Source organism: Cellulomonas sp. NPDC057328 (assembly GCF_042667215.1).
GTDB lineage: Bacteria > Actinomycetota > Actinomycetes > Actinomycetales > Cellulomonadaceae > Cellulomonas.
In genome coordinates, this window is record NZ_JBHUZW010000081.1 from 1 (window position 1) to 17,648 (window position 17,648).

Genomic DNA, 17,648 nt, shown 5'->3' on the forward strand with positions numbered 1-17,648 from the left:
CGGTGGGACCGGGCCCCGTCGGTGCGGGCGCGCCCTCAGGACGTCAGCGCGTCGCCGTCACGGTCAGGCCGCCGTCGGCGAGGTCGACGTGCACGGTGTCGCCGTCGCGCACCTCGCCGGCGAGCAGCGCCCGGGCGAGGCGGTCGCCGATCTCCTTCTGCACGAGGCGGCGCAGCGGACGGGCGCCGTACGCCGGGTCGTACCCCTCGAGCGCGAGCCACTCGCGCGCGCCGGGCGTGACGTCGAGGGTGAGGCGCCGGTCCGCCAGGCGGCGGCCCAGCAGGTCGACCTGCAGGTCGACGATCGACCCGATCTGCTCGAGCGTGAGGGCGTCGAACAGGACGACGTCGTCGAGCCGGTTGAGGAACTCCGGCTTGAACGCCGCTCGCACGGCGCTCATCACGGCCTCGCGCCGGGCCGTCTCGTCCAGCGTCGGGTCGACGAGGAACTGCGAGCCGAGGTTCGACGTGAGCACGAGGATGACGTTGCGGAAGTCGACCGTGCGGCCCTGGCCGTCGGTCAGGCGGCCGTCGTCGAGCACCTGCAGCAGCACGTCGAACACCTCGGGGTGCGCCTTCTCGACCTCGTCGAGCAGCACCACCGAGTACGGGCGCCGCCGCACGGCCTCGGTGAGCTGGCCGCCCTCCTCGTAGCCGACGTACCCCGGGGGCGCACCGACGAGCCGCGCGACGGAGTGCTTCTCGCCGTACTCGCTCATGTCGATGCGCACCATGGCGCGCTCGTCGTCGAAGAGGAAGTCCGCGAGCGCCTTCGCCAGCTCGGTCTTGCCGACGCCGGTCGGGCCGAGGAACAGGAACGACCCGGTCGGGCGGTCGGGGTCGGAGACGCCGGCGCGTGCGCGGCGCACCGCGTCGGACACGGCCGCCACGGCCTTCTGCTGCCCGATGAGGCGCTCGCCGAGGACGTCCTCCATGCGCAGCAGCTTCTGCGTCTCGCCCTCGAGCAGGCGCCCGGCCGGGATGCCGGTCCACGCGGCGACGACCTCGGCGACCTCGTCCGGGCCGACCTTGTCGGCGACCATCGGCGCCTCGGTGCTCGGCTCGGCCTCGGACGCCTCCGCCGCGGCGATCTCCTTCTCGACCGCCGGGATCTCGCCGTAGAGCAGGCGGCCCGCCGTCGCGAGGTCGCCCTCGCGCTGCGCGCGGTCCGCGTCGGCGCGCAGCTGGTCGAGGCGCACGCGCAGGTCGCCGACCCGGTTGCGCCCGCCCTTCTCCTTCTCCCACCGGGCGTTGAGCGACGCGAGCTCCTCGCGGCGGTCCGCCAGGTCGGCGCGCAGGCGCGCGAGACGGTCCTGCGACGCCGGGTCGTCGGCCGTGGCGAGGAACTGCTCCTCCATCTCCAGGCGCGTGACGGCGCGCTGCAGCTCGTCGATCTCGACCGGCGACGAGTCGAGCTCCATGCGCAGGCGGGACGCGGCCTCGTCGATCAGGTCGATGGCCTTGTCGGGAAGCTGGCGGCCGGTGATGTACCGGTCGGACAGCGTCGCCGCGGCGACGATCGCGCCGTCGGAGATCTCGACGCGGTGGTGCGCGGCGTACCGCTCGCGCAGGCCGCGCAGGATCGCGACGGTGTCCTCCACCGACGGCTCGCCCACGAACACCTGCTGGAACCGCCGCTCGAGCGCCGGGTCCTTCTCGATGCGCTCGCGGTACTCGTCGAGCGTCGTCGCGCCGACGAGGCGCAGCTCGCCGCGCGCCAGCATGGGCTTGAGCATGTTGCCCGCGTCCATGGCGCCCTCGCCGCCGGCGCCCGCACCGACGACCGTGTGCAGCTCGTCGATGAACGTGACGACCTGCCCCTCGGACGCGGTGATCTCCGCGAGCACGGCCTTGAGGCGCTCCTCGAACTCGCCGCGGTACTTGGCGCCCGCGACCATCGACGCGAGGTCGAGCGAGACGAGCGTCTTGCCGCGCAGCGACTCCGGCACGTCGCCGGCGACGATGCGCTGGGCGAGGCCCTCGACGACGGCGGTCTTGCCGACGCCGGGCTCGCCGATGAGCACGGGGTTGTTCTTGGTGCGCCGCGACAGCACCTGGACGACGCGGCGGATCTCCGCGTCGCGGCCGATCACCGGGTCGAGCTTGCCGTCGCGCGCCCGCTGCGTCAGGTCGACGCCGTACTGCTCGAGGGCCTTGTACGTGCCCTCGGGGTTCGGCGTCGTGACGCGCGCGCTGCCCCGCACGGACGGCAGCGCGGCGACGAGCGCGTCGCGGGACGCCCCGGCCGCGCGCAGCGCGTCGGCGACGCCGGACTGGCCGGCCGCGAGGCCGATGAGCAGGTGCTCGGTCGAGACGTAGTCGTCGCCGAGGCTGCGCGCCTCGGCGTTCGCCGCCTCGAGCGCGACGGCCGTCTGCCGCGACGCGCTGGGCTGCGCGACGGTCGAGCCGCTCGACGACGGCAGGTTGACGAGGATGCCGCGCACGGCACGGCCGAGCGCGGTGCGGTCGGCGCCGACGGCGTCGAGCAGCCCGTTGGCGACGCCGCCCTCCTGCTGCAGCAGCGCGTTGAGGACGTGCGCCGGCTCGAGCTGCGGGTTGCCCGCCGCGCTCGCCTGCTGGATCGCGTCGCCGAGGGCCTCCTGCGACCGCGTGGTGAACTTCGCGTCCACGTGACCTCCCTGTGCGGGACCACCCGCACGTCGTTCCTGTTCTCCTGACGTCCTCAACGGACCGCAGACTTGAGTCTATTCCGCTCAAGTCTGGTTTGGGCTGCGCTCTGGGCACCGCGCGCCGGGCGGTCTACCGTGGGACCGGGCCGGGCACGGCCCGCCGCTCGCACCCCTCAGGGGACGGTGAACGTGCCGCGAGGAGCACCGCCACGGCGCGTCGACGAGCGACGGGACGGCACCGGCAACGCGAGCACCGGTCACGGGTCCCGTCGCCCCGGAGGCACCGTGACCGCCCACCCGCTCCCCACGCCCGAGCACGCCAAGGCCATGGCCCGCGCCCTGCGCGCCGACCTCGCCGCCGACGGCCACGCCGTGACCCACTCCCGCGCGCTCGAGCTCGTCGCGCACGCGCACGGGCTGCGCGACTGGAACGCGCTCGCCGCCGCCACGGCGGACGGCTCCACCGTCGGCTCCCCGGGCGGCGCGGCGGCGCCACCCCGGCCGCGGGGCGTCGTGGGCGCCGCCGTGCCGGTCGTCCGGGTGCTCGACGCCGCGACGGCGTACGGGTTCTACCTCGACGTCCTCGGCTGCCGGCTCGACTGGGAGCACCGGTTCGAGCCCGGGCTCCCGGTGTACGCGCAGGTCTCCCGCGACGACCTGCGCCTGCACCTGTCGGAGCACCCCGGTGACGGGGTCTACGGCGCCGTGCTGTGGGTGCCCGTCGCGGACGTCGCCGCCCTCGCCGCGCGGGTGCACGAGCGGACCGGCGGACGTCAGCGCCCGGGGATCGACGTCGACGCGCCCGGCGGGCCGACGGCCGAGGTGCTCGACCCGTTCGGGAACCGGCTGCGCCTCTGCACGCCGACGCCCTGACGTCGTCGGCGTGCCGGCGCGGCTCGACGCCCACCCGTCACCGCGCCGTCGCGGCCCCGTCGCCGGGCCGACACGCGCCCTGCCTAGCGTCGCCGTGACACCAGGAGAGGAAGGGCACCGATGACCCTCACGCTGACGCTCGTCCGGCACGGGCGCACCCACTTCAACGCGCGGCGCATCCTGCAGGGCCGCTGCGACTCCCCGCTGACCCGCCCCGGCCGCGAGGGCGTCCGCACGACCGCGCGCCACCTCGCCGGCATGCCGTTCACCGCCGCGTGGGCGTCCCCGTCCGGGCGCGCCGTCACGACGGCCGTCGAGCTGCTGCGGCCCCACCCCGACGTCCGCCTGCGCACCGACCCCGACCTGCGCGAGTACCACTTCGGCGTCTACGAGCAGAAGCCCGAGTCGACGCTCGACGGCGTCGTCGCGTGGTCCGACCTCGTCACGGACGTCCTCGCGGGCACGCACCCCGGGCTGCCCGGCGGCGAGCACGCCGCGGACTTCATGGGTCGCACGCGCGCCGTCTTCGCCCGCATCGCCGCCGAGCACCCCGAGGGTCACGTGCTCGTCGTCGGGCACGGCCTCGCCCTCGGCGCGTACCTCGCCACGATCGACCCGGTCGGGCTGGTGCCGCTGCCGAACGCGTCCGTGTCCACGGTCGAGGTCACGCCCGACGGCACGGCGCGGATCACGCAGCTCGCGCTCGACGTCGCCGGTCAGGGCCACGTCGCCGCGCGCCCCATGACGCAGCCGACCCCGGTCCCGTCGGTCGCCTGAAGCCCCCGGCCGGGCGCACGACCCGGCCGTCGTGCAGCGACCCCGCACCCGCGTGCTGCACGGCGGCCGGGTCGACCCGGCCGGAACGGCGTCGGGCGTGGCGAACCGGCCGTCGTGCAGCGGATCCGCGGTGGCGTGCTGCGCGACGACCGGGTCGGCGGGTCGGGGGCGGGGGGTGGCTGGCCCCCGTGGCGGGTCGGGTGCTCCGTGCCGGCGGACGGTGGCAGCATCGGCGCGTGAGCGACGACGCGGTAGGGCCGCCCGAGACCGACGACGTGCTGGGACCCGGCTGGGTCGCCCGCACGCTGCCGCTGCGCCCGGACGCGCTGTCCCGCCGCGGCGCACCCGACCCGGTCGCGACGCTCGTCCACCGGCGCCCCGACGCCGACCACCCGCGCCCACGCACGGCGGTGCTCTACCTGCACGGGTTCGTCGACTACTTCTTCCACCCGCACGTCGCCGACGCCCTCGCCGGCGCCGGGTACGACCTGTGGGCCCTCGACCTGCGCGACTACGGCCGCTCGATCCGTCCCGGCCGGCCGGCGAACGAGATCACGGACCTGGCCACGTACGACGAGGAGATCGACACGGCGGTGGGCCTGCTGCGCGCGTCGCACGACCGGCTCGTCGTGATGGCGCACTCGACCGGCGGGCTCACGGCGGCGCTGTGGGCGCACGCCCGCCGCAGCCGCGGGCTCGTCGACGCGCTCGTCCTCAACTCCCCGTGGCTCGAGCTGCGCGGGAACACGTTCGAGCGCACCGCGCTGACGCAGGCGATCGACGTCGTCGGCCGGGTGGCGCCTCGCCTCGTCGTGTCGCGGACGGCACGGCACTACGGCGAGGCGCTGCACGCGGCGAGCGGCGGCGAGTGGGACTACGACCTCGCGTGGAAGCCGCACGGCTTCGACGTGCGCGCGGGGTTCGCGCGGACGGTCCGGCGCGGGCACGCGCGCGTGGCCCGCGGCCTGGCCGTCGACTGCCCGGTGCTCGTCCTCGCGTCCGACGCCGCCGGCCCCGACGACCGCTGGCACGACGCCCTGCTCAGCACCGACTCGGTGCTCGACCCCGCGCAGATCGCGGCCCGCGCGCCGCTGCTCGGGCCGGACGTGACGTTCGTGCAGGTGCCCGGCGGGGCGCACGACCTCGCGCTGTCGCCCGCACCCGCCCGCGAGCGCTACCTCGCGGAGGTCCGCCGGTTCCTCGACACCCGCGTCGGCACGCGGCCCGAGCAGGACGGGGACGCGTAGCGCGCGTCAGCCGTCCGCCGGGACCAGCGACGGCTCCTGCGGCTCCGACAGCGACAGCACCGCGCCCACGACCCCCGGGATCGCGCGCGTGCGTCGCTCGACCCGCGCGAGCACGTGCGCCGCGTCGTCCTCCGCGGGGTTGCCCGCCAGGTCCACGGCGCCGACGAGGAACACGCGCCGCGCGCCGACGAACTCGATGCGCAGGCTCGTCACTCGCACGACCTCCGGCATGTCGAGCAGGCGCCGCAGGGCCGCGTCGCGCAGCGCCGGGTCGACGGCCTCGCCGACGATGAAGCGCAGGTTGCGCACGATGAGGACGACGGCGACGACGCCGAGGAGGACGCCCACGAGGATCGACCCGACCGCGTCCGGCACCGGCGACCCGGTGACCTGGTGCGCCGCGATGCCCGCGGCGGCGATGAGGATGCCGACGAGCGCGGCGGCGTCCTCGAAGAAGACGGCGCGCACGGTCGGGTCGGACGTCCGCAGCACCTGCGCGAGCAGCCCGCGGTGGCGCCGGCGCGCGTCCGCGCGCGACTGCCGCCACGCCTGCGCGAACGACACGCCCTCGAGCACGAACGCGATCCCGAGCACCACGTACGCGACCGTGAACGACCCGGCCGGCTCCGGGTGGACGAGCTCCTGGATCCCGTGCGTCACCGACACGCCGGCGCCGACGCCGAACAGCCCGATCGCCGCGAACATCGCCCACACGTAGACCTCGCGGCCGTGCCCGAGGGGGTGGGTCGCGTCGGCGGCGCGCTCCCCGCGGCGGTGCGCGATCAGCAGCAGCACCTCGTTGCCTGCGTCGGCCCACGAGTGCGCGGCCTCGGCGAGCATGGACGCGGCGCCCGTGACGACGGCGGCGACCGACTTCGCGACGGCGATGAGCACGTTGGCGACGAGTGCCAGGACGACCGTGAGCAGGGACTCGCCGCCGCCGGCGTCGTCGTCGCCGGCGAGGCCGTCCCACGCGTCGGGCGGGGCGGCCGCGTCCGCGGCGGCGACGGACGGGGACGGGTGCTCGGAGGGCGGCGTCGCCGGGTGCCCCAGGGGCGGCGTCGCCGGGTGCCCCGGGGGCGGCGTCGCCGCCGTGGCACCGGGCGGCTCGGGCGGTCGGGTCATGGCTCTGGCGTAGCACCGCGGTGCGCCGCGCGCGCGGCGGGCGGTCGCGGGGACGTCGTGACCTGGGGACGCGTGATGCGGACGAGCGTCCGAGATGGTTGGCTGTGCCCCGCCCGGCGGCGGACCACCGGGTGCGGACGAGAGGACGGCGGGACCGATGACGGTGAACGACAGCCCCTGGCCGGCCGGCGTGCCGGCGTGGGCCGACATCACGGTGCCGGACCTCGACGCGGCGCAGCGCTTCTACGGCGGCCTGCTCGGGTGGGAGTTCACCGAGGGCCGGCCGGAGACGGGCGGGTACGTCACGGCGTCCGTCGACGGGCACCGCGTCGCGGGCCTGCTCCCCGCGTCCGACGGCCACGCGGGCGACCCCGCCGCGTGGTGCCTGTACCTGGCCGTCGACGACGTCACGCTCGGCACGGGCCACGCCGTCGCCGCCGGCGCGCAGCTGCTGGCCGGCCCGATGACCGTGCTGGGCCTCGGCGACATCGCCGTGCTCGCGGACCCCGCGGGCGCCGTCTTCGGCCTGTGGCAGTCCGGCACGCACACCGGCTGGGACGTCACCGACGTGCCCGGCGCGTTCGTGTGGGCGGAGCAGATGTCCCAGCACCCCGACGCGTCCCGCCGGTTCTACACCGAGCTCTTCGGGTACGAGCCGACCGACATGAGCGCCCCCGACTTCACGTACACGTCGCTCGCCGTGGGCGGGTCGCCGGCGGTCGGCGTCGGCGCGTACGGCGCGGGCGTCGGCGCGGACGTCCCCGCGGCGTGGACCTGGTACGTCGCGGTCGAGGACGCCGACGAGGCCGCGCGCCTGGTGCCGCAGGTGGGAGGCAGCGTCGTCAGCGGCCCCGAGGACACGCCGTACGGCCGTCTCGTGCTCGCCCAGGGCCCCGCGCGCGAGGTCGTCGCGCTGCTCGAGCAGGCGCCGGCGGACGTCCCGGCCTGACGCGCGGCCGGCGCGACGGCCGGCCGCCGGGCCCGGCACCGCCCCGTAGCCTGGTGCGATGCCCCCGGCCGAGGACGTGTTCACGCACCGCGCGTCGCGGCCCCACGAGCCGCTGCGCACCTTCCACCCGCGCCGCGCGGCGCTGGGCCGGGACCGGGTCGACGCGCTCGACCGGCTGTTCCCGCGGTGGGGCTTCTCCGTCGACGACGAGCGCGCCGCGCCGCCGCGCACGCCCGACGGGCTGCTCGACACCGCCGCCCTGTTCGGGCGCACGGCGCCGCTGGTCGTCGAGATCGGGTCCGGCATGGGCGACGCCACCGCGGCGATGGCCGCCGCCGACCCCGACCGTGACTGGCTCGCGGTCGAGGCGCACCTGCCGGGCGTCGCGGCGCTCCTCGTGCTCGTCGAGCGCGCGGGCCTGACCAACGTGCGCGTCGCGCACGGCGACGCGCTGCGGCTGCTGCGCGCGTCGGTCGCCCCCGGGTCCCTCGACGCGGTGCACGCGTTCTTCCCCGACCCGTGGCCCAAGGCCCGGCACCACAAGCGGCGGCTCGTGCAGCCGGAGCACGTCGCGCTCGTGCGGGACCGCCTGCGCGTGGGCGGCACGTTCCACGTCGCCACCGACTGGGCGGAGTACGCCGCGCAGGCCGCCGACGTGCTCGCCGCCGAGCCGGACCTCGCGGGCGGCGTCGTCCCGCGGCCCGCGCACCGGCCCGTCACGCGGTTCGAGCAGCGCGGGCTCGACCTCGGCCACGACGTCACCGACCTGATCGTGCGGCGGACCCGGTGAGGCTCCTGCTCGTGCCGGGCGTGACCCCGGACCGGTGGGCGCGCGTGTGGGCCGAGCGACTGCCGGACGAGCCGCTCGACGTGGTGCGCGGGACGCCCGCCGACGCGGCCGCCGCGGTGCTCGAGGGCCGGGTCGACGCCGCGGTGCTGCGCCTGCCGCCCGAGCCGGCCCCCGCCGCGCCCGCGCCCGGCCTGCCCGCCGTGACCCCCGCGACCCGTGACGGGTGGGCCGTCGTGCCGCTGTGGGAGGACCGGGCGGTCGTCGTCGTCCCGCGCGAGCACCTGTTCACGGTCGTCGACTCGGTCGACCTCGACGACCTGCGCGACGAGCCGCTGCTCGTCCCGGCGGACGACGTGCTCGGCGCGGAGGCCGCCATCGGGTCCGACCAGGTCACCGAGGTCCCCGACACCGCCACGGCGCTCGACCTCGTCGCGTCCGGCGCGGGCGTCGTGGTGCTCCCCCACGCACTCGCGCGCGAGCACGGCGACAAGCGGTTCGCGGTGCGCGACGTGCCCGGCGTGCCGGGCTCACGCGTGGCCCTCGTCTGGCACCGCGACGCCGAGCACCCGCTCGTGCAGGAGCTCGTCGGCATCGTCCGCGGGCGCACGGCGGGCAGCTCGCGCGGGGAGGGTGCGACGGGAGGTGACGGCGCCGGGCGCGAGGGCGCCCCTGCGCCGGCGGCCGGACGTGCGGGCGGGTCGGACGGTCGTGCGCGTGGCCGCAGCGGCGCGGCGGGTGGCCGCGGTGGCGTGACAGGTGGCCGCGGCGGCGCGCCGGGTGCTCGCGGCGGCACCGGCGGAGGCCGCGGCGGCTCGGGTCGCGGCGGCTCGGGTCGCGGCGGCACGGGCGCGCGGGGCCGCCCGCGCTGACCCGCCGGCCCGGGGCGCGAGCCTTTCGCCCGGCGCCCGAGCGCGGTGCGCATCTCGATCGCCCAGCCACGACGCGCGGACGCCCACGATCCGCGTCCTCACCGGAGGCGGAATACTCCGTGACCGATCACTCCTGATCGGGGATCGTGCTAAGTCAGCAACAGGACGTCACGCACCGACACGCTCGTGCCGACTCGCACGACGAGCTCCCCACTCAGCTCCTGGTACGTCGACCAGACGTGAAGTCGGACGCCGCCACCGTCCTTCCGGACCGATACTTTCGATGCGGTCTCGCGCTCGAGCACGAGGCGCTCCTGGCCGCCGTCGGACCATCGGATGCTCGTCGATCCGGCGATCTCGTCCCACGTCAGCGTCACACGGCTGCCGTCATCGGCCCACGCCGTCACGGAGACCACTCCCAACTCCTCAGACGGCTCGATCGTCACGTCGAGATCACGGAGATCGTCGAGGTGAGGTACCTCGAGCTGAGCACTCATCAGGATTCCCCCGTCGTCTTGAGATGCGGGTGTCCTCGCTCCAGGAGGCTGCGCACGTCCTCGAGCTCCCGTTGTGCGCTGCTGCGAATCGCGCCGCTCGTCCCGGCCGCGATGCGGGCGAGATAGGAAGCGGCGCGCTCGGCTGCCGCGGGACTCCCCGCGGCGCTCACGGAGATCAGATGGATCACCTGCGCCGTCTCGTCCTCCGTCCCCAGCTCGATGACGGCCGCCACGACGGGAATCGACGTCTCCACCAATCGCCGGGTCTCCACAGCCGCAGCCGTCGACACCACGAGGCTGGAACCTGCGACCTGCGTCAGCAGCGACAGCGCTGCCGGCCGGGTGGCCGGGCTCATGCGTGGTAGCGCCGCGACCAGGGCGCTCACGACGCCCGACGCGGCGTCAGAGAGCCCTCCGCTGACCGGTGCGACGCCGGACTCGATCACGATCGCGAGCTCCGCTGCCCGGTCCGGGTCGGTGGTCGACGTCAGCTCGTCGAGACGGCGGGCGTCGTCCGGACCGAGCAGGCCGGAATTGCAGAGATGGTCGAGTTCCCACGTCATGAGCGTCCCATCAGGTCGGACTCGAACTGCGTTGCAGGATAGAGACAAGCGCCTCTGCCGGCCTCACCCAGGTCGGAGCCGGGAAACGACGACTCGCTCTTCGGCCGGTTCACCTTCGTCAACCCCGAGGATGGACCTGCCCCAGCCCAGCAGCAGGTCGAGCCGTGCGGGAACCGGGTCCGCTCGGCCGCCAGGACGCGTCTCCCGACGTCCCCGGGTGGCACGATCGGCGCGTGGAGGCCCTCACGCTGTCGGACGACTGGTGGGCACGCGACGACCCGGAGCAACCCGCGGAGGACAACTTCGCGGTAGTGCTTCGAGAGATCCAGTCGGAGCTGGGCCCCGACCATGAGCTGTTCGGCCAGGTCGTGCGGGTGGAGGCGCGCTACGGACCCTCTGATGACGTCGTCGTCAGCCTGACCGACGGCACGTTCGCACTCGTCCACCCGACGTGGAGGGGAGCCGTGGAAGCGCCCCCGTGGCCGAGATCGACCCGCCTGGGAGATGCGGTCGAGGCTGCTCGGGCGCTCGACGACTGGGAGCGATGGCGCTGACCGGGGGGACGGCAGCTCCGCAGCCAGGCGATGATCGCTGCGAGGCCGGCGCCGCCGCGACAGTGGTGGCGAGCTTGTCGTAGCGGGCGGCGAGTCCGCGCGAGAACCCGGCGGGGGAGTTGGAGGAGCGCTCGACGACGTCGCGGCCGCGGTAGGCGTCGACGTCCCAGGTGACGGGTCGCCCTCCGCCTCAGCCCGCCATGTGCGCTCTCCTTGCTGGTCGCGGCTTCGGGCTGACCGCGACGATAGCGGGTCGTCTTGCCGCTCCCGCCGTACGCGTACGTGCGCGTCGCCGCGCCGGCCGCACCTGTGCGGGTCACCGTCTGCACGGCATGCGGGCGGGCGACCCGCGCCGATGGAGCACGCGGAGGTGTTGGTCGTGTCGCCGGAGGTGTGCACCACCTCCGTGATGTGGTTGCCGAGGGCGTGACACGAGTGCGGTGGAGAACGCCGCACGCGGAGGCGGTCCGCGCGGGCCGGCGGGGCCTGTGGAGGACGCGCACGCGCTCCCGACGTCCTCCCCTACCGTCACCGCCGTCGGAGCAGGGGCTCACGACGGCCGCGCGGGGCCGACCCGCGTCTGCCCGGAGGACGGCACCATGGCGAACATCGACGTGACCTACCAGGAGATGCGGGACGCGGCGACGCGGCTGACCGCCGGCGAGGACGAGATCACGACGCGGCTGGCCGAGCTGCGGTCGTTCATCGAGTCGCTCATCTCGTCCGGGTTCGTGACGGACCAGGCGTCGGTTGCGTTCGGCGAGACGTACCGCCAGTTCACCCAGGGCGCGACCGAGACCGTGTCGGCGCTGACGAGCCTCGGCCAGTACCTCACCGCCGCGGCGACGACGCTCGAGGACGCGGACGCGCAGCTCGCCGCGGGCCTGCGCTGACGCCCCGCGCCCGGCCGTGACGACCACCCTCCGCACGCCGGCGGCGCGCTGACGTGCGCACCCGCCTGCTGCTCCGCCGGCCCGACGGCACGACCGACGCCGTCGTGGTCGGTGCCGACGCCGTGACGACCGTCGGCGACGTCTCGGACACGCTCGTCCGCGCGGACCCCCGGCTCGGCGGTCCGCCCGGCGAGGTGCGCCTCGAGGTCGTCGACGTCGGCGGCACGGACGTGCGGCCGCTCCCCCGGTCGGCGTCGCTCGTGGACGCGGGGCTGCGGCCGGGCTCGACGGTGTCGGTCGTGCCGGTGGTCCCCGGGCCGGCCGGGCCCGGGGACGACGTCGCCGAGGCGGCCGCTCGGCTGGTCGTCCTCGGCGGTCCCGACGCGGGACTCGAGGTGCTGCTGCCGGCGGGGGTGTCGGTCGTCGGCCGCGGGCGCGCCGCGACCGTGCGCCTGCACGACCGCCGGGTGTCCGCGCGGCACGCGCGCGTGGTCGTCACCGACCGCGTCGAGGTCGTCGACCACGGATCCGCGAGCGGCGTGCTGGTCGACGGCGGGCTCGTCGCGCGCGCCGCCCTCGAGGCGGACGACGTCGTGCGGATCGGTGACACCACGCTGCGCGTCGAGCGGCTGCGCGGCGCGACGACCACCGGCCACGGCGGCGCGGTCGTGGCGTTCAACCGGCCGCCGCTGGTCGTGCCGCGGTACGCCGAGCGCGACGTCGAGGCGCCGGTGCCGCCGGACCGCGTGCGGCCGCAGCGCTTCCCGTGGCTCGCGGCGCTCGCGCCGGCGCTGCTCGGCCTCGCCCTGTTCGCGGTGACGCGCAGCCCGCTCACGCTGGCGTTCGTCGCGCTCAGCCCGCTGCTGCTCGTGGCGTCGTGGTGGGACCGTCGCACCGGCGAGCGCGCCCGCGTGCGCGGCCAGGCGGAGGCGTTCCGCGCCGACCTCGCCCGCGTCGTCGCGCAGGTGCGCGCCGACCACGCCGAGGAGGTCGCCGCGCGGCTGCGCGAGCACCCCTCGACGGGCGAGGCGGTCGGGGCGGCGTTCGCGCTCGGCCCGCTGCTGTGGTGCCGGCGGCCCGCGGACGACGAGTTCCTCGCGGTCCGGCTGGGCACGGGGAGCGCGCCGTCGCGCACCACGGTGCGCCTGCCGCCGCGCGGGCAGGCGGACGGGGCGCTGCGCGCGGAGCTCGAGGAGGCCGCCGCCGGGCTGGCCGACGTGCACGGCGTGCCGCTCGTGGTGCGCCTGCGGGACGTCGGGGGCATCGGCGCCGCCGGTCCGCCGCAGCACGCGGCGGCGGTCGCCCGCGGGCTGGTCGCCCAGCTCGTGTGCCTGCACTCGCCGGCCGAGCTCGTCGTCACGGCCGTCGCGTCGGCGCGCCGGGCGCGCGCGTGGGAGTGGCTGACGTGGCTGCCGCACACGGCGAGCCCGCACAGCCCGCTCGACGCCCACCTCGGCGACAACCCGGCCACGTGCGGCGCGGTCGTCGCGGGGCTGGAGGAGCTGGTCGCGGCGCGCGCCGGCCGGGGCCGCGCCGCGGGCCCGCACCCCGCCGTGGTGCTCGTCGTCGAGGACGACGCGCCCGTCGAGCGCGGACGGCTCGTGCGGCTCGCCGAGGACGGCCCGGCCGTCGGCGTGCACGTCGTCTGGTGCGCGCCGTCGCCCGCGCGGCTGCCCGCCGCGTGCCGCGCGTTCCTGCTCTGCGGCGACACCGGTGTCCGCGCCGGCGTCGTCGACGAGCGCACCTGGCACCACGTCACCGTCGAGCCGGTCAACGACGGGACCACCGCCGCGCTCGGGCTGCACCTCGCCGGCGTGGTCGACGCGGGCGCCCCGGTCGAGGACGAGAGCGACCTGCCGCGCACGGTCGGCTACCTCGCCCTCGCGGGGCACGAGGTCGCCGACGACCCCGCGGCCGTCGTGGAGCGCTGGCGCGAGACGGGGTCGCTCGTCGAGCGCGGACCGGCGGCGCCGCTCGACCCGCAGGCGCCGCGCGACCTCGAACCGCCGCGCGCGTCGCGGCGCGCGGACGCGACGCTGCGCGCGGTGGTCGGGCAGGGCGTCGGCGGGGAGCTGGTGCTGGACCTGCGCCGCCAGGGACCGCACGCGCTGGTCGCTGGCACGACCGGCTCCGGCAAGAGCGAGTTCCTGCAGACGTGGGTGCTCGCGATGGCCACGGCGCACAGCCCCGACCGCGTGACGTTCCTGCTCGTCGACTACAAGGGCGGCGCCGCGTTCGCGGACTGCGTCGACCTGCCGCACTGCGTCGGTCTCGTCACGGACCTCACCCCGCACCTGGTCCGGCGCGCCCTGACGTCGCTGCGGGCGGAGCTGCGCCGGCGCGAGCAGCTGCTGCACCGGGTGGGCGCCAAGGACCTCCTCACGCTGGAACGCACCGGCCACCCGGACACCCCGCCGGCGCTCGTGATCGTCGTCGACGAGTTCGCGGCACTCGTCGCCGAGGTGCCCGAGTTCGTGGCGGGCGTCGTCGACGTCGCGCAGCGCGGCCGCTCCCTCGGCCTGCACCTCGTGCTCGCGACGCAGCGGCCCGCCGGCGTCATCACCGAGAACCTGCGCGCGAACACCACGCTGCGCATCGCCCTGCGCACGGCGGACGAGCAGGACTCGACCGACGTGCTCGGGTCCCCGGTGTCGGCGCACGTCGACCCGGGCGTACCGGGCCGCGGCGCCGTGCGGACGGGGCCCGGGCGGCTCGCGCTGTTCCAGGCGGCGTACGCCGGCGGCCGCTCCGCCGCCGGGTCCACCGGGACCGTCGAGGTCGAGTCGCTCGCGTTCGGGCCCGGCGAGCCGTGGCTCGCGCCGGTGTCGCCCGCCGACGCGGCCGCCGAGGACGGCCCCACCGACATCGCCCGGGTCGTGCGCACCGTCGCGCGCGCCGCCGACCTGGCCGGCGTGCGACCGCCCCGCCGGCCCTGGCTGCCCGAGCTGACCGCGGTGCACGACCTGGCGGACCTGCCCGTCACCGACGACACCGCGCTGCCGCTCGGCGTCCTCGACCGGCCGGACGAGCAGCGCCAGGTCCCGTACGCGTACCGGCCCGACGACGGCGCGCTCGTGCTGCACGGCACGGGCGGCGCGGGCACGTCCACGGCGCTGCGCACGCTCGCCGTCGGCGCCGGGCGCGCCACCGCCGCCGGGTTCCCCGTGCACGTGTACGGCCTGGACCTCGGCGCCGGCGGCCTCGCCATGCTCGCGCCGCTGCCGCACGTCGGCGCGGTCGTGGACGGCGCCGACACCGAGCGCGTCACGCGCCTCGTGCGCACCCTCCTCGCGACGGTCGAGGAGCGCACCGCCCGGTACGCGCAGGCGCGCGCGGGCACCCTCACGCAGTACCGCGCGCTGACCGGCCGGGCGGACGAGCCGCGCGTGCTGCTGCTCGTCGACGGGCTCGGTGCGTTCCGCGACGCCTGGGAGTCCGAGCCCGGGCGCGCCGCGACGTTCGCCGCGTTCCGGCGCGTCGTCGCCGAGGGACGCCCGCTCGGCGTGCACGTGGTGATGGCGGCCGAGCGGCCGGGGGCGCTGCCGACCGCGCTCGCGGGCAGCGTGCCGTGCCGCGTGGTGCTGCGGCAGGCGGACGCCGCCGCGTACGGCCTGCTCGGCGTGCCGGCCGACGTCCTCACGCCCGCGTCACCGCCCGGCCGCGCCGTGCCCGTCGGCACGGGGCACGAGCTGCAGGTCGCCGTGCCCGGCGGGACGACCGACCCGGCGGAGCAGTCCGCCGAGGTGGAGCGGCTCGCGGCCCACCTGCGCGCGGCGGGCGTCACCCCGGCGCCGCCCGTGCGGCGGCTGCCCGTGCACGTGACCCTCTCGAGCCTGCCGACGGCCGTGGACGGTCGGCCGGTGCTCGGCGTCGCCGACGACACGCTCGCGCCCGTCGGCGTCGAGCCGCGCGGCACGTTCCTCGTCGCCGGCCTGCCGGGCAGCGGGCGGTCCACCGTGCTCACCGCGCTCGCGACGTCGCTGCGCCGGTTCGCGCCCGACGCACCGCTCTACTACGTGGGCTCCCGCCGCTCGGCGGTCCGGTCGGCGCCCGTGTGGACGGAGACCGCCGTGACGCCGGAGGAGGCAGCGGCGCTGGCCCGGCGCCTGCTGCCGGACCTGCGGCAGCCGGCCGACGGCCGGATGGGCGTGGTGCTGGTGGTCGAGTCGCTAGCCGACCTGCTCGGCGGTCCCGCCGAGCAGCCCCTCACCGAGGCCGTGCGGGCCGCGCGCCGCCACGACCACCTCGTCGTCGCCGAGTCGGAGACCTCGACGTGGGGCTCGGCGTGGCCGCTCGTCGCCGAGATCCGCGGTGCGCGGCGCGGGCTGGTGCTGCAGCCCGACCACGTCGACGGCGACACGCTCTTCCGGACGCCGTTCCCGCGGATGTCCCGCGCGGAGTTCCCGCCGGGGCGGGGCGTCGTCGTCGAGTCGGGTCGCCTGCGGCGCGTGCAGGTGCCGGTCGCCGACGCCGACGCGTGGCCGGGCCGGGTGTCGCGCCCGGCAGCCGCGTCGGCGACCGCGTGAGGAGGAGGGGTACGTTTCCACGACCGGCCCCCGACGCGCCGACGCCCGGCGGGCCACCGCTGCGGGTGGCCGACCGGGCGCCGGACGAGATGGTGCGAGGTGGTGCGGGAGGTCAGACGGCCGTCAGGCGACGACGCGTGAGCATCAGCGCACCGCCGGCCGCGACGAGGACGGCCACGGCGAGGCCGCCCGCGCGGGGGTCCACACCGGTGACAGCCAGGGCGCCCGTGCCGCCGGCGGCGAGGACCTCGACGTACTGCCAGCCGAGGAGGGTGCCGTCCGCGCGGTACAGCGCGACGCGGTGCGTGCCCGCGGCGACCGACGCGGGGACCGTCAGACGCAGCGTGCCGTCGGCGGCCACCGTCGCCACGCCGAGGTCGGTGGGCACCGAGAACAGGTAGCCGTGCAGCGCCGCGCCGGCCGGCAGGCCCGACAGGACCAGCGTGCCGCCCGCGCCGACCGTCGCCGGCGCGGTGAAGCCACCCTTGGTGGCGGGGGTCAGCTCGTCCGCGACCGGGCAGGTGCCCGAGAACGCGTTGACGGTGACGGCGCGGTAGAGGAGGTCGAAGTCGTCGAACTGCTCCCACTCGCCCACCGAGCTGAACTGCGCGTCGATCGGGAACGCGAAGACGTGGTAAACACCCGGTGACACGGCGACGTCACCGCGGGTGCCGGCCTCGCCCACCTCGACGACGTCCTCCTCGCTCAGGGCGAACAGCGAGTCCGTCGTGGCGATGAGCCACTCGGTGCGCGCGCCCGGCTCGATGACGATGCGGCCCGTCGAGCCGGCGGTCAGGCCGGTGCACGTGGGCTGCACGACGGTGAGCGCCGGGGCCGGCACGACGGCCGGCGACGGCTCGTCGGTCGGCTCCGGGGTGGGCTCGTCGGTCGGCTCCGCCGTGGGCTCGTCCGTGGGCTCCACGGTCGGCTCGTCCGTCGGCTCCGCCGTGGGCTCGTCCGTCGGCTCCGCCGTGGGCTCGTCGGTCGGCTCGGCCGTCGGCTCGTCGGTCGGCGTCGACGTGGGCTCGTCGGTCGGCTCGACCGTCGGCGACGCCGTCGGGGACGGGACGACGTCGGCCTGCGCGGCGACCGCGCCGCTCGTCAGCAGGAGGGCGGAGAGCGCGACGGCGGCAGCCGCCCGCCGCAGGGGCGTGGGGGACACGGGTACTCCTTCACAGGCCGCGCTCGGCGACGACGCGGCGGGATCGCGGGACGTGCGCTCCGGAGGCTAGGGCCGGCACACCCCGGCGGGCACCCACCACGAAACCGCCGCAACAGGACCCCGGGGGCGAACCGGACCGCGCAGACGGGTGAAGTTGCGCCGCGGCCCGCCCCCCCCCCCCGGAGCGGGGCGGA

The 17,648-nt window shown here is 76.8% G+C and carries 14 protein-coding genes; 9 read left to right on the plus strand and 5 right to left on the minus strand.

Annotated features, from left to right (window positions below):
* Positions 1 to 43: 43 nt before the first annotated feature.
* Positions 44 to 2,629 carry an ATP-dependent chaperone ClpB gene (gene clpB / locus ACFUMH_RS13700; RefSeq protein ID WP_378206393.1) on the minus strand — a complete coding sequence of 862 codons (2,586 nt, stop codon included), beginning with the start codon at positions 2,627 to 2,629 and terminating at the stop codon, positions 44 to 46.
* Positions 2,630 to 2,914: 285 nt separating this feature from the next.
* Here clpB and ACFUMH_RS13705 point away from each other — a divergent pair, with 285 nt between their 5' ends.
* The 3 genes from ACFUMH_RS13705 (at position 2,915) to ACFUMH_RS13715 (ending at position 5,526) form a co-directional block, all read left to right on the plus strand.
* Positions 2,915 to 3,502 carry a glyoxalase superfamily protein gene (locus ACFUMH_RS13705; protein ID WP_378206396.1) on the plus strand — a complete coding sequence of 196 codons (588 nt, stop codon included), beginning with the start codon at positions 2,915 to 2,917 and terminating at the stop codon, positions 3,500 to 3,502.
* Between the two features lie 120 nt (positions 3,503 to 3,622).
* A complete protein-coding gene (locus tag ACFUMH_RS13710; protein ID WP_378206399.1) occupies positions 3,623 to 4,279 on the plus strand; it encodes a histidine phosphatase family protein in 657 nt (218 codons plus the stop codon).
* Between the two features lie 236 nt (positions 4,280 to 4,515).
* Positions 4,516 to 5,526 carry an alpha/beta hydrolase gene (locus ACFUMH_RS13715; protein WP_378206403.1) on the plus strand — a complete coding sequence of 337 codons (1,011 nt, stop codon included), beginning with the start codon at positions 4,516 to 4,518 and terminating at the stop codon, positions 5,524 to 5,526.
* Between the two features lie 6 nt (positions 5,527 to 5,532).
* On the opposite strand, the gene ACFUMH_RS13720 is transcribed toward ACFUMH_RS13715, so the two are convergent.
* On the minus strand, positions 5,533 to 6,651 hold the full coding sequence (locus ACFUMH_RS13720; RefSeq protein ID WP_378206406.1) for a cation diffusion facilitator family transporter: 1,119 nt from the start codon (positions 6,649 to 6,651) through the stop codon (positions 5,533 to 5,535).
* Positions 6,652 to 6,808: 157 nt separating this feature from the next.
* On the opposite strand from ACFUMH_RS13720, the gene ACFUMH_RS13725 reads away from it, so the two are divergent.
* From ACFUMH_RS13725 to ACFUMH_RS13735, 3 genes are read left to right on the plus strand one after another with little or no spacing between them, the layout of a single operon-like run.
* Positions 6,809 to 7,600: a VOC family protein gene (locus ACFUMH_RS13725; protein ID WP_378206409.1), complete on the plus strand. Its 792-nt coding sequence runs from the start codon at positions 6,809 to 6,811 to the stop codon at positions 7,598 to 7,600.
* A 58-nt stretch (positions 7,601 to 7,658) separates the two neighbouring features.
* Positions 7,659 to 8,390: a tRNA (guanosine(46)-N7)-methyltransferase TrmB gene (gene trmB / locus ACFUMH_RS13730; RefSeq protein WP_378206412.1), complete on the plus strand. Its 732-nt coding sequence runs from the start codon at positions 7,659 to 7,661 to the stop codon at positions 8,388 to 8,390.
* Positions 8,387 to 9,259: a LysR family transcriptional regulator substrate-binding protein gene (locus tag ACFUMH_RS13735; RefSeq protein ID WP_378206415.1), complete on the plus strand. Its 873-nt coding sequence runs from the start codon at positions 8,387 to 8,389 to the stop codon at positions 9,257 to 9,259. Before trmB ends, ACFUMH_RS13735 begins: the two co-directional genes overlap by 4 nt.
* A 149-nt stretch (positions 9,260 to 9,408) precedes the next feature.
* On the opposite strand, the gene ACFUMH_RS13740 is transcribed toward ACFUMH_RS13735, so the two are convergent.
* Both ACFUMH_RS13740 and ACFUMH_RS13745 read right to left on the minus strand, forming a co-directional pair.
* Positions 9,409 to 9,756 (minus strand): hypothetical protein, encoded by a 348-nt coding sequence (locus ACFUMH_RS13740; RefSeq protein ID WP_378206418.1) that lies wholly within the window; start codon positions 9,754 to 9,756, stop codon positions 9,409 to 9,411.
* Positions 9,756 to 10,319: a hypothetical protein gene (locus ACFUMH_RS13745; RefSeq protein WP_378206421.1), complete on the minus strand. Its 564-nt coding sequence runs from the start codon at positions 10,317 to 10,319 to the stop codon at positions 9,756 to 9,758. The genes ACFUMH_RS13740 and ACFUMH_RS13745 overlap by 1 nt, the downstream gene beginning before the upstream one ends.
* 233 nt (positions 10,320 to 10,552) lie before the next feature.
* Here ACFUMH_RS13745 and ACFUMH_RS13750 point away from each other — a divergent pair, with 233 nt between their 5' ends.
* From ACFUMH_RS13750 to ACFUMH_RS13760, 3 genes are all read left to right on the plus strand, one after another.
* Positions 10,553 to 10,873, plus strand: coding sequence for a hypothetical protein (locus ACFUMH_RS13750; protein ID WP_378206424.1), 321 nt, complete (start codon positions 10,553 to 10,555; stop codon positions 10,871 to 10,873).
* 599 nt (positions 10,874 to 11,472) lie between these two features.
* On the plus strand, positions 11,473 to 11,766 hold the full coding sequence (locus ACFUMH_RS13755) for a WXG100 family type VII secretion target (RefSeq protein ID WP_378206427.1): 294 nt from the start codon (positions 11,473 to 11,475) through the stop codon (positions 11,764 to 11,766).
* Between the two features lie 53 nt (positions 11,767 to 11,819).
* Positions 11,820 to 16,292, plus strand: a complete 4,473-nt coding sequence (locus tag ACFUMH_RS13760; protein WP_378206431.1) for an FtsK/SpoIIIE domain-containing protein — start codon at positions 11,820 to 11,822, stop codon at positions 16,290 to 16,292.
* Between the two features lie 112 nt (positions 16,293 to 16,404).
* On the opposite strand, the gene ACFUMH_RS13765 is transcribed toward ACFUMH_RS13760, so the two are convergent.
* The gene (locus ACFUMH_RS13765; protein WP_378206434.1) at positions 16,405 to 17,454 is read right to left on the minus strand and encodes a hypothetical protein; all 1,050 of its coding nucleotides are present in this window, start codon (positions 17,452 to 17,454) and stop codon (positions 16,405 to 16,407) included.
* Positions 17,455 to 17,648 lie beyond the last annotated feature (194 nt).